At 35.4% G+C, this 12,427-nt stretch carries 9 protein-coding genes; 7 read left to right on the top strand and 2 right to left on the bottom strand.

Going from position 1 to position 12,427, the window contains the following annotated elements; translation table 11 throughout:
* Positions 1–5 precede the first annotated feature (5 nt).
* Positions 6–1,532: a bifunctional phosphoribosylaminoimidazolecarboxamide formyltransferase/IMP cyclohydrolase gene (gene purH, locus BC962_RS00145; RefSeq protein ID WP_121343915.1), complete on the bottom strand. Its 1,527-nt coding sequence runs from the start codon at positions 1,530–1,532 to the stop codon at positions 6–8.
* Between the two features lie 143 nt (positions 1,533–1,675).
* Between purH and BC962_RS00140 the strand changes: the two genes are divergently transcribed.
* Positions 1,676–2,929, top strand: coding sequence for an ABC transporter permease (locus tag BC962_RS00140; protein WP_121343914.1), 1,254 nt, complete (start codon positions 1,676–1,678; stop codon positions 2,927–2,929).
* A gap of 109 nt (positions 2,930–3,038) precedes the next feature.
* On the opposite strand, the gene BC962_RS00135 is transcribed toward BC962_RS00140, so the two are convergent.
* Entirely contained in the window at positions 3,039–3,497 is a 459-nt protein-coding gene (locus BC962_RS00135; RefSeq protein ID WP_121343913.1) for a GAF domain-containing protein, read from the bottom strand.
* A gap of 87 nt (positions 3,498–3,584) precedes the next feature.
* Between BC962_RS00135 and xrtF the strand changes: the two genes are divergently transcribed.
* The 6 genes from xrtF to BC962_RS00105 all read left to right on the top strand — a co-directional run bounded on the left by xrtF (position 3,585) and on the right by BC962_RS00105 (position 12,262).
* Positions 3,585–4,142 carry an exosortase family protein XrtF gene (gene xrtF / locus BC962_RS00130; protein WP_121343912.1) on the top strand — a complete coding sequence of 186 codons (558 nt, stop codon included), beginning with the start codon at positions 3,585–3,587 and terminating at the stop codon, positions 4,140–4,142.
* Positions 4,126–4,572 (top strand): exosortase F system-associated membrane protein, encoded by a 447-nt coding sequence (locus tag BC962_RS00125; RefSeq protein WP_121343911.1) that lies wholly within the window; start codon positions 4,126–4,128, stop codon positions 4,570–4,572. The genes xrtF and BC962_RS00125 overlap by 17 nt, the downstream gene beginning before the upstream one ends.
* A 122-nt stretch (positions 4,573–4,694) precedes the next feature.
* Complete coding sequence (locus tag BC962_RS00120; RefSeq protein WP_121343910.1) at positions 4,695–5,111, top strand: HYC_CC_PP family protein; 417 nt, start codon at positions 4,695–4,697, stop codon at positions 5,109–5,111.
* Positions 5,112–5,252: 141 nt separating this feature from the next.
* Entirely contained in the window at positions 5,253–9,098 is a 3,846-nt protein-coding gene (locus BC962_RS00115; protein WP_121343909.1) for an efflux RND transporter permease subunit, read from the top strand.
* A 3-nt stretch (positions 9,099–9,101) separates the two neighbouring features.
* Positions 9,102–10,352, top strand: a complete 1,251-nt coding sequence (locus tag BC962_RS00110) for a TolC family protein (RefSeq protein ID WP_121343908.1) — start codon at positions 9,102–9,104, stop codon at positions 10,350–10,352.
* Between the two features lie 176 nt (positions 10,353–10,528).
* Positions 10,529–12,262 carry an efflux RND transporter periplasmic adaptor subunit gene (locus BC962_RS00105; protein ID WP_121343907.1) on the top strand — a complete coding sequence of 578 codons (1,734 nt, stop codon included), beginning with the start codon at positions 10,529–10,531 and terminating at the stop codon, positions 12,260–12,262.
* The last annotated feature ends 165 nt before the right edge of the window (positions 12,263–12,427 follow it).

Here is a 12,427-nt window from a genome sequence, read left to right as displayed (position 1 = left end):
TGAAATTAATGTTTAAAATGGCGAGTACCAGTCATTACCATTGCCATATTATGTTGGTTACAATAATCTATGCTTAATTGATCTTTAATAGAGCCGCCGGGCTGTATTACTGCTGTAATTCCTGCATTATCTGCAATCTCTACACAATCTGGAAAAGGGAAAAAAGCATCACTTGCCATTACAGATCCCTTAAGATCGAAATTAAACGATTTTGCTTTTTCAATACTATGTGTTAAAGCATCTACTCTAGAAGTCTGTCCGGTTCCGCTTGCTAGTAATTGTTTGTTTTTTGCTAAAACGATCGTGTTGGATTTTGTGTGTTTGCAAATTTTAGATGCAAAAATCAAATCCTTTAACTCGTTAGAAGTGGGTTTATTGTTTGTAGCCTCTGTTAATTCTGCTTCAGAATCTGTTTTAAGATCTTTGTCTTGAACCAAAACCCCATTTAAACAAGTTCTCACTAGTTTTTGTGGCAATTCCTGTTCTTTCTGAACAAGAATAATTCTATTCTTCTTTCCTTTTAAAACTTCGATCGCTTCTGAAGAAAAAGAAGGAGCGATCACCACTTCACAAAATAACTGATGTATTTCTTCTGCAGTAGCTTTATCAATTTCAGAATTGCTAATTAAAACTCCTCCAAATGCTGAAACAGGATCTCCTGCTAAAGCATCTTTATAAGCTTCTAAAATGGTATCTCTTTGTGCTAATCCGCAGGCATTATTATGCTTTAAAATAGCAAATGTAGGATCGTCATTCTTAAACTCGTTCATCAAATTCACAGCAGCATCTACATCTAACAAGTTATTGTAAGAAAGTTCTTTTCCATGTAACTGATCGAAAATTGCTTCAAAATCCCCGAAAAAGGTCCCTTTTTGATGTGGGTTTTCCCCATATCTCAATTCTTTTCCTTTATTGAAACTTTGTTTGAAGGTGTTGTCTTCAGAATTAAAGAAGTTAAAGATAGCAGTATCATAATGCGAAGAAACCTGAAAAGATTTTCCTGCAAATTTCTTTCTTTCTTCTAGTGAAGTAGTTCCTTTATTTTCAGATAGAAGCTCTAAAAACTCAGAATAATCATCTACTGAAGAAACACAAAGCACATCTTTAAAATTTTTGGCTGCAGCTCGAATAAGGGAAATTCCTCCAATATCGATCTTTTCTATAATATCTGCTTCATTAGCTCCTGAAGCTACAGTTTTTTCAAAAGGATAAAGATCCACAATCACAATGTCTAGTTGAGGGATTTCGTACTCCTTCATCTCTGCAACATCACTTTCATTATCTTGACGGTTTAGAATTCCTCCAAAGACTTTTGGGTGCAAAGTTTTAACTCGGCCTCCTAAAATTGAAGGGTAAGAAGTTAGATCTTCTACTGGAATAACAGCGATTCCCAGATCTTTAATGAATTTTTCTGTACCACCAGTAGAATAAATAGTGATTCCTAGTTCATCCATTTTCTTAACTATGGGTGCTAATCCATCTTTGCTAAATACCGAAATTAAAGCAGATTTCGCCGTTTTTAAATTGCTCATTGTGTTGTGTTTGTTAAGCTTGCAAAAGTAATTAAATCGCTATGAATTATAAAGTTCTAGAGTTTTATTTCTCAAAAAAAATGTAACGAAAATATACACTGGACGTCTTATCTTTATTCTTTGCAAAAACACCAGTTTGTTCTATGCTAATATATTTAAGGCTATTAAGAGAGAGTTTTAATTTCGCTGTCAATGCGTTAAGAAACAATAAATTGCGCACCTTCCTATCTTTGTTAGGTGTTACCATTGGAATATTTTCCATTATTGCGGTGCTTGCTGCAGTAGATTCTCTACAACGAGAAATAAAAGGAAGTTTAAGTTCTCTGGATAATAGTACCATTATTGTAATGCGTTTTAATTTTGGCCCTTCAGATATCCCGCGTTGGAAAAGAGAGCAATTTCCAGATGTTTCTTATGATGAATATCAATACTTAGAGAAAAATTTAACAGATGTAGACGCAATCGATTATTCGCTAAACGTTGGGCGTGAAACTATAAAATTTGAAGAAAAAACGGTTTCTCAAGTAGAGATTGGAGCGGTTACCCATAATTATTATGACATTGAAGAGTTGCAATTGGCACAGGGAAGATTCTTTAACGAATCGGAATCTGTTAGTGGGACTCATGTAATTATTTTGGGGCATGAGATCGCCCAGAATTTATTTGGTGAGAGTGATCCTTTACAGAAGCAAATTAGAATGTATGGCCAAAGATTTACGGTAATTGGAGTACTAAAAAAGGAAGGTGCAGGTTTGTTTGGGGGATCTAAGGATACAGCGGTATTCTTGCCAGTAAATGTGTTGAGAAGAATTTATGGAGATAATAATAAAAGTGCTGTCTCACAAATAATAATAAAACCAGATGAAGGCGTAGATAATGCAGAGTTTATAGCATTATTAACTCAGAAGCTTCGTAATTACAGGGCTTTAAAGCCAGATGAGGTAAGTAATTTCTTCGTAAATCAGTTGCAAGGATTTGCAGATCTTATAGATAATATTACAGGACAGCTTAATTTTATGGGTCTTATAATAAGTGGGTTTTCCTTATTGGTTGGTGGCTTCGGAATTGCGAATATTATGTTTGTGAGTGTTAAGGAAAGAACCAATTTAATTGGAATTCAAAAATCTTTAGGTGCCAAGAACAGATTCATCTTGTTTCAATTCTTATTTGAAGCAGTGATCCTTGCTATTATTGGAGGTTTAATAGGATTATTCTTAGTATGGATAGTTTCTCTCCTTGCATCACAATTCACAGGAGATTTCGAATTTGTATTATCCCCATGGAATATGTTCATAGGAACTATGGTTTCAGCAATTATTGGCTTGATCTCAGGAATAATACCTGCAATTGCAGCTTCCAAACTAGATCCAGTAGAAGCAATTAGAACCGGAATGTAAATTTAATTCAAGACTTAAAATTCAAAATTCAAAATTTCGAATTCAATATTCAAAATGCATATTTCCTAAACCTTAAACCTTAAACCTTGAATCCTGAATCCTGAATTTTTTAGCCAAGGATCTTAGCGATTTCCCCGTTTACAAACTCTAAGAATAATTCGTCTTCTTTAGAAAAAGGATCTGCTGTATGAGAATCTATATCTATTTGTCCAATGTTTTCTCCATTAACGAATAAAGGCACAACGATCTCAGCTTTCACATAAATACTACAGGCGATATAATTGTCTTGAGCTTTTACATCTGGCACCACAAAATTTTTGTTGGTAACAGCTACTTGTCCACAAATGCCTTTCCCGAATGGAATTATGTCGTGGTCTGTAGGTTCACCAGCAAAAGCTCTCAACTTAAGCTCGTTTTTATCTCCATTTTTAAAATAGAATCCTACCCAATCGTAGTAAGGAATATTTTTCTCTAATAATTCGCAAACTTCTGTAAGTCTGTGATCTACAGATAAATTTTTTGATTCTATAATGGAAAGAACTTCCGATTTTAATTTTTGAAAAGACATACTCCTAATTTTTGTTCAAAAGTATTAAAAAGTATTAGGACAGTCCCCTATGTATTTTCTATAAATTTGTTAAAATCAAGATTTTAATTGTTTCAACTATTTCGAAAATATAGATCGGTATTACAATTCGTCCTCATTTTTATGGGAAGCTATTTTATATTCACGATTTTATATAATGGGTATCTCTCTTTTTTTGAAGGATCTAATTACTACCCAGATTTTTTTACTCATTTAGTAGCTTTACAAAGTGAAGCTGTGATTGAATCTTTTGGTTATACTTCAAAAATAATGGTTCATCCAGATGAAGCCTCTCTCCAATTATATGTTAATGATGTATTTCTTGCAAGGATCGTAGAAGGTTGTAATTCTATAAGTATCATAATACTATTCACTTCATTTATACTTTCCTTTTTTGCCAAGTTTAAAATGACTATTCTGTACATTTTTACTGGTGCAGTGCTTATTTATATCGCGAACATTTTAAGAATCGTTATCTTGGCTATTGGTATTTACGAATACCCACAATACACATCGTTTTTGCACACAATAGTTTTCCCGCTTATAATTTACGGTACAGTATTTATATTATGGATTTTTTGGGTTCGGTTATTTTCTAAAAACACAGTAGATGAAAAAGCGATATAAAATTATTATGATCTCTTTTCTAGTTATACTACTAGCAATGATACGTTATTTTGAGAAAGACCTATTTTATGATCCTTTATTAAAGTTTTATGAGGCAGACTATCTACATGAAGCTTTTCCATATTTTGCGACAGGAAAGTTGTTTTTTAATGTACTATTAAGATATTTACTTAATTCAGTCATTTCATTAGGGCTTCTGTACGTTGCCTTTTTCGATAAAAACATATTAGAATTTTCTGTGTATTTATTTTCGATCTTCTTTGTGATCTGCTTCACTATTTTTGTTTTCTTGATTTTTGAAATCGAAAGCCAAAACTTTTTGGCACTTTTCTATGTTCGACGTTTTTTAATCCACCCAATTTTGGTGCTTATTCTGATGCCCGCATTTTATTACTATAGGCGTAAGAGTGCCCATGAATTTAAAAGTTAATCCTATAATACTGAAATTGAATTAAGATAGTTTGTTTTATGTTTGCTGAATAAATAAGTGATAAATCCTGATGTAGAATCGGTTATATCTATTTTAACAATTATTGTTTATATTTGCTTGTAATGAAAAATGGAATTCAAAAATCATCTTCTTTGATTCTAGCACTTTTAGTGCTTGTGTCCACTTTTTCGTTTACTATAGACAAACATTTTTGTGGTGATTTTTTAGTAGATCAAGCTGTTTTTTCTAAAGCTAAAGATTGTGGGATGTCCTCTCATAATATGGATTCCATGATGGTTTCAGATATGCTTTCTGATTCCTGTTGTACCAATACTCAACTGGCGATAGAAGGACAGGATGAATTAAAAATATCCTTCGACAATTTAAATTTCGATCAGCAAGTTTTTGTAGCTGCCTTCACCTTTTCTATTATTGAACTTTTTGAAGGAACTCCAGAGCTTGTAATTCCGTTTAAAGATTATTCTCCACCCATACTGGTCACAGATATACATCTGTTAGATCAGGTATTCCTTATCTGATTTTAAATATTTTTCTCAAAAACTCCAAACTTTGGATGTTTTGAGCTTTGTTGTGCTAATAATTTTAATAGGCTTAACCCTTTGAAATTAATTCCTGCACTCTTTAAAACTTAGTTCTAGAAAATTATTTAAATACGATTCATGTTTAACAAATTCATTAAATATTTCCTCTATAATAGATTGGTGACAGTACTTTTGATGCTGTTTTTAGTTGGTTGGGGATTGGTAACTGCACCTTTCGATTGGGATACAGGTTTTTTACCTAAAGATTCTGTCCCGGTAGATGCTATCCCGGATATTGGCGAAAATCAGCAAATAGTTTTTACCAATTGGCCCGGTCGCTCTCCACAAGATATAGAAGATCAGATCACTTACCCTATGACTACAACTTTACTTGGAATTTCCGGAGTAAAGTCTATAAGGAGCACTTCCATGTTTGGTTTTTCTATAGTGTATGTCATTTTTGAAGAGGATGTAGAATTTTACTGGTCTAGAACCAGAGTACTTGAGAAATTAAATTCCTTACCATCAGAGCTTCTGCCGGATGGAGTTCAACCAACGCTAGGTCCGGATGCTACTGGATTAGGGCAAGTGTACTGGTATACATTAGAAGGTCGCGACCCAGAGGGGAATGTTATCGGAGGATGGGATCTTAATGAATTAAGATCTATTCAGGATTATTATGTGAAGCTTGGATTAAGCGGGACTTCTGGTGTTTCTGAAGTAGCCTCGGTAGGTGGTTTTGTACAGGAGTACCAAATAGATGTAAACCCAGATGCCTTAAAAGCATATAACATTGGAATAGACCAGGTTATGATGGCCGTAAAAAATTCCAATAGGGATATCGGCGCCAAAACTTTGGAGATAAACAAGGTGGAATATCTGGTTCGCGGACTAGGATATATTAAATCTGTTGAAGATATTGAGAATTCAGTAGTTACAGCAGTAGATAATAAGCCTGTTCTAATTAAGGATCTTGGCGTTGTGCATTTAGGCCCGGCAGAACGTCGTGGAATCCTTGATAAAGGAGGAGCAGAAGTTGTTGGAGGTGTAGTTGTGGCTAGATATGGTTCTAACCCGCTTCAGGTTATTAAAAACACCAAGGAAAAGATCAAGGAAATCTCTGCAGGATTACCTCAAAAAACCCTTAAAGATGGAACTATAAGTAAACTTACCATAGTTCCCTTTTACGATAGAACACAACTTATAAACGAAACTGTAGGAACCCTAGAAAAGGCTCTTTCTCATGAAATTTTAATAAGCATTATCGTAATTATAGTATTGGTGCTCAATTTAAGAGCCTCAATTCTTATTTCCAGCTTATTGCCGGTGGCGGTGCTGGTCACCTTTATAGCAATGCGATATTTTGGTGTGGATGCTAACGTGGTGGCCTTGTCTGGAATTGCTATCGCTATTGGGGTCATGGTAGATGTCGGGATCGTATTTGTAGAAAATATTATCCGGCATCTGGAAATGAAAAAAAATGCTGGCGCAAAAGATGACAAGCTCTTAGGGCTTATCTATAATGCCACACTGGAAGTAGGTCCTGCCGTAACTACAGCATTGGCAACAACAATAGTAAGTTTCTTGCCGGTCTTTTTTATGGAGCATGCGGAAGGAAAACTCTTCAGACCATTGGCATTCACTAAAACCTTTGCCCTAGGCGCAGCCTTTTTTATTGGAATGTTGATCTTGCCCATGCTTTCTTATTACGCTTTTAATATGCGGGTTCAGAAAGAACGAGCAACAAGAATTTGGAATATAGTACTTATTGTGAGTGGTTTATTTTTAGCCATTTATTTTAGTTTTTGGCTGCCTTTAGCACTGGTTTTAATAGGCCTAATAAAATTATTGGAACACAAGAATCCAGAATTCTTAGGTAAACATTCCACTATTATTACAATAATTATTATTCTGGGTGTAACCTTATTTTTTCTTACAGAAGAATGGATCCCGCTTGGTCACCAAAGTTCCCTGTTTTCTAATTACATATTTGTAATAGTACTATTAGCATTCACGTTATTGATCCTTATGGGGATCGTGAAATTTTACAAGTCGATCTTAAGTTGGTGTTTAGTGAATAAAGGGAAATTTTTATTGCTTCCATTAATAACCATATTCTTTGGAGTATTAATTTGGTTAGGTTTTCCAAAGATCTTTGGTCCTGTAGCCGACGGATTCAATAAAATAGGATGGAATATTCGCTCTACTTCTGGATGGAGTGGGATGGCACATACCTTCCCTGGTGTTGGAAAAGAATTTATGCCTTCGCTAAACGAAGGAAGTTTTCTCCTCATGCCAACTTCAATGCCTCATGCAGGGATAGAAGCATCTAAAAAGACCTTACAACAATTGGATATCGCAATTACAGATATCCCGGAAGTAGAGGTTGCGGTAGGAAAATTAGGAAGGATAGAAAGCGCTTTAGATCCTGCGCCTATTTCAATGTATGAGAATATCATTAATTATAAATCTGAATATATTTTAAATGAAGATGGAAATCCTGTATCCTTTAAAGTAGACAACGATAGAAGATATATTCTTAAATCTGGCGATTCGTTGACTAATGAACAAGCCTTAGAAAGAAGGGTTTCCAAAGAGAATTTAATTGAAGACGAAGATGGAGACTATTTTAGAAATTGGAGATCTCATATTAAGAACCCAGATGATATTTGGAATGAGATCGTAAGCCGAACTAATATTCCGGGAGTTACCTCAGCACCAAAACTTCAACCTATCGAGACTCGTTTGGTGATGTTACAAACAGGAATGCGGGCTCCAATGGGAATAAAAGTATATGGGCCAGATCTTCAAACAATACAGGAATTCGGGATAGAATTAGAGGAACTTTTAAAACAGGTTCCATCTGTTAAATCTGAAGCTGTTTTTGCAGATAGAACTGTTGGGAAACCATATTTGGAAATAGATATAGACCGAAATGCCATTGCGAGATATGGGTTGAGTATTGAAGATGTTCAGCAGACATTAGAAACCTCAATTGGTGGAATGGCGATAACAACTACAGTAGAAGGTAGAGAGCGGTATCCTGTAAGAGTTAGATATCCTAGAGAATTAAGGGACGATCCGGAGAGCATTAAAAAGATCTTAGTTCCTACAAAAAATGGGGCTCAAATTCCCTTGGGCGAATTGGCGGAACTTAAATATACCAGAGGTCCACAGATGATTAAAAGCGAGGATACCTTTTTAGTTGGATATGTACTATTTGATAAACGAGATGGAAACGCTGAGGTTAATGTGGTAGACGATGCTAAGAAATTCATTCAGGATAAAATTGACGCTGGAGATTTAGTAGTACCGGCCGGCATCAGCTATAAGTTTTCTGGGAATTATGAAAATCAGGTTAGAGCTGTAAAACGTTTAGCGATTGTGATCCCAATTAGTTTGGTGATTATCTTTTTGCTTCTGTATTTTCAGTTCAAGACTATCATTGCATCGGCAATTCATTTTTCAGGGGTATTTGTAGCTTTTGCGGGAGGTTTTATAATGATCTGGTTGTATGGGCAAGGCTGGTTCATGGACTTCTCGGTTTCCGGAATGAATATGAGAGACCTCTTCCAAATGCATAATATCAACTTAAGTGTTGCCGTATGGGTAGGATTTATTGCATTATTCGGTATCGCTACAGATGATGGAGTACTTATGGGAACGTACATCCATCAAGTTTTTGAAAGAAGAAAGCCCAAAACGGTAACAGAAGTAAGGGATGCAGTAATGGAAGCCGGGCTAAAAAGAGTACGTCCAGCCATGATGACCACAGCGGTAACAATAATTGCATTATTTCCAGTGCTAACCTCTACAGGAAAAGGATCCGATATTATGGTGCCAATGGCGATCCCAATTGTTGGAGGAATGATCATACAGATCATGACCATTTTTGTGGTGCCTGTTTTACAAGCCTATTGGAGAGAATCTGTAGTTAAAAAGGATCCGCCAGGAGAAGTATTAATTGAAGCTAAAGAAATTTAGAAGATGAAAAATATAAAAATATATACCCTCTTCCTGTCGGCATTCATGCTATTGGGAATTCAAGAACTGAAAGCTCAAGAAACTCTGGAAGAGTATTTAGAGATCGCGATTAAAAATAATCCAAAGTTACAATCTGAGTATGCGCAGTTTGAAGCAGCCATGAGGAAATCTCCTCAAGTTTCCAGTTTGCCAGACCCCACTTTAACCATGAGCGGATTGGGAAGAATGGTGGAAACCAGAGTGGGTGCCCAAGAAGCTCGATTCAATTTAATGCAGATGTTTCCTTGGTTTGGAACTTTAAAAGCGCGTGAAAGTGCAGCTAATTTAAAGGCTGAAGCTAAATTCCAATCCTATTTAAATTCTCAGAATCAGTTGATATTTGAAGTGAAATCGATCTATGCCGAGTTATATGCACTCTCTGAAGTGATCGAGATCAAGGAGAAGAATTTAAGCATTCTTGGATCTTACAGAGAATTGGCTCTAAGCCGATTTAAAAGTGGAGCTGGAGCCATGGTAAATGTGGTGAAGGTAGATATAGACAAAGACGGAGCCTTTACAGAGATAGAATTACTGAAAGATCAGCTTAGACCATTGCGAGTAAAGTTCAATTTAATGTTGAATAGGGAAGCAACTTCAGCAGTAATTATAAAAGACACTTTAATTATTCCGAATAATCCTGAGTTCGATAATTATGAAGAAGTGCTTAATAAGCATCCTATGTTAATGGGTTTAGAAAAGCAGAAGGAATCTTATCTGGCTCAGGAGATCGTAGCAGAAAAGGAAGGCTTGCCAAATATTGGATTAGGAGTAGATTATTCTATAATTTCTAAAAGAGCAGACGCCAATCCTGAAGGAAATGGGATGGATGCTTTTATGCCTATGGTTTCGGTGAGTTTACCAATATTCAGAAAGAAGTATAAAGCAGCAAAAGAAGAAGCAAAATTCATGTCGGTTAGTGTAGAAAATGAAATGCAGCAAGTTAAAAATGAGTTGCACTCTACATTGGAAATGACCCTGTATGAATTTAGGAAGTCTGAAAAACTTGTAGAACTTTATAACAAGCAACTACAAAGTTCTACGCAAGCTAACAAACTATATATTTCGGCTTTTAGTAATGCTACCGGGAATTTTGAAGAGGTGCTAAGAATGAATCAGGATATTTTATTGTTGCAAACCCAGAAAATAGAAGCTTTAAAAGACGGGTTTATTGCAAAAGCAAAGCTAGATTATTTGATGATAAAAAATTATAAATAAGAACATAAACTGAAAAAGGACGTCATTCTGAACTTGTTTCAGAATCTCTTAGAATATAAATTCATAGGGAATCGAGACCCTGAAATAATCGCGAAAGCTTTCGGGACAAGGGGACGAAAGTGCTTTTAAGACTTCAAACAGATAATCATTAAAAAACATCCATAAAAAGTAAAATCATGGAAAATAAAAAGATAATATTAATCGTGCTGGCGACGCTAATAATAGGAGCAGGTTTGGGTTGGTTAATTAAACCAACCGAAGATAAAACAAACGAAATTTCAGAAAATCATAGCTTGGAATCATTAGATCATCAGGAGATCTGGACTTGTTCTATGCATCCTCAAATTAGACAATCTGAACCCGGAGCCTGTCCTATTTGTGGGATGGAACTAATTCCGCTGAAAAAAGAAGATTTAGGAGCAGATCCAGATAGCTATCAAATGAGTGAAAATGCCATGAAGTTGGCAAATATTACTTCAGAAATAGTGGGCATGGGAAATGCTTCCAAAGAATTAAGGTTAAATGGAAAGATCCAAGTAGATGAACGAAATGCGTATTCTCAATCTACCCATATCCCTGGAAGAGTAGAATCTTTATCTATCAATTTTACAGGCGAGAAAGTAAGCCGAGGCCAAACTTTGGCAATGGTGTATTCTCCAGAGTTGGTTACTGCTCAAGAAGAATTGTTACAGGCAGCAAGTATAAAAGAAAGTCAGCCAGAATTATTTGAAGCGGCAAAGGAGAAACTAAAGAATTGGAAAATAGGGAATACCCAAATAGATCGAATTTTAGCTAATGGGAAAGCAATTCAACGATTTCCTATTGGAGCAGATGTAAATGGAATTGTGACTGAAAAAATGGTGGAATTGGGAGATTATGTGGAGCGAGGCATGCCAATTTATGAGATTTCCGACCTTTCTAAGGTTTGGGTACTTTTCGATCTTTATGAAAGTGAACTGGCCTGGGTAAAAGAAGGCAGCAAAATTAGTTACACCGTAAATTCTTTGCCAGGAGAAACCTTTGAAGGAACTATTAGTTTTATAGACCCAATTATTAATTCTCAAACCAGAGTAGCTTCAGCAAGAGTTGAGGTGAATAATAAAGATGGAAGATTAAAGCCAGAAATGTTCGTATCTGGAATTATAAAAAATGATAACACCGATAATGACACTCAGGAGCTGGTAATTCCAAAATCGGCAGTGCTATGGACGGGGAAACGCTCTGTAGTTTATATAAAAGAAACTGTTGATGGAAGATCTAGTTTTAAGTTAAGAGAGATCGTTCTAGGTCCAGGATTGGGAGATTCTTATGTGGTAGAGGAAGGATTGAATTCTGGAGAAGAAATAGTTACCAATGGAACTTTTACGGTAGATGCTGCTGTTCAACTTTCTGGAAGACCTAGTATGATGAGTCCTAGAGAGAAAGAAACTCAGAAAACTAACAAGTTTATATCTGTAACTCTTTCAGAAAAGGAAAAGCAGCAGTTTGAGCCCATACTTTCCGACTACTTAGAATTTAAAGATGCACTTGTGGCCGATGATTTTTCTTCAGCTAAAAAGCTAGTGATAATATTGGACAAACGTGTTAAAATGCTTAAAACATCCGAGCTTAAAGAAGAGTCGGCGAAGATCTGGGGAACTTTTCAGAAGGAATTGATAAAATCTACCCAATCGATGATTTCATCGAATGATTTACAAGAGATGAGAAATAATTTCGATGAGCTTTCTGAAACCACTATTGGAATGGTAAATAGTTTTAAGCTTACTAGTAAGGAATTGTTTGTATTGCATTGTCCAATGGCTAATAGTAACAAAGGAGCTTTTTGGCTTAGTGAATCTTCCGATGTTAAAAATCCTTACTATGGAAGTGCAATGCTAACCTGCGGGGAAGTGAAATCTACTTTAAAATGAAAAAGTGTTGTCAAGTAGAAGATAAGAAAACAAAATCGGAATTTAAAAAATGGAGTGCCAGATTGATTTATGGAATAGTTTCATTCACCTTAATATTCTTAGCTCTAAATCAAGTATTAAACTTTTAGAGATAAGATAAAATCTCTTTTTTTAAGTTGTAAAAAA

It is taken from the genome of Gillisia mitskevichiae, from assembly GCF_003634585.1.
Lineage (GTDB): Bacteria > Bacteroidota > Bacteroidia > Flavobacteriales > Flavobacteriaceae > Gillisia > Gillisia mitskevichiae.
Note: the sequence above shows the minus strand (reverse complement) of the source record. Positions and strands in the feature narration are given on the sequence as shown.

Coding starts and splice junctions, on each gene's coding strand:
- purH (WP_121343915.1), bottom strand. CDS start 1,532: ATGAGCAATTTAAAAACGGCGAAATCTGCTTTAATTTCGGTATTTAGC.
- BC962_RS00140 (WP_121343914.1), top strand. CDS start 1,676: ATGCTAATATATTTAAGGCTATTAAGAGAGAGTTTTAATTTCGCTGTC.
- BC962_RS00135 (WP_121343913.1), bottom strand. CDS start 3,497: ATGTCTTTTCAAAAATTAAAATCGGAAGTTCTTTCCATTATAGAATCA.
- BC962_RS00125 (WP_121343911.1), top strand. CDS start 4,126: ATGAAAAAGCGATATAAAATTATTATGATCTCTTTTCTAGTTATACTA.
- BC962_RS00120 (WP_121343910.1), top strand. CDS start 4,695: ATGAAAAATGGAATTCAAAAATCATCTTCTTTGATTCTAGCACTTTTA.
- BC962_RS00115 (WP_121343909.1), top strand. CDS start 5,253: ATGTTTAACAAATTCATTAAATATTTCCTCTATAATAGATTGGTGACA.
- BC962_RS00110 (WP_121343908.1), top strand. CDS start 9,102: ATGAAAAATATAAAAATATATACCCTCTTCCTGTCGGCATTCATGCTA.
- BC962_RS00105 (WP_121343907.1), top strand. CDS start 10,529: ATGGAAAATAAAAAGATAATATTAATCGTGCTGGCGACGCTAATAATA.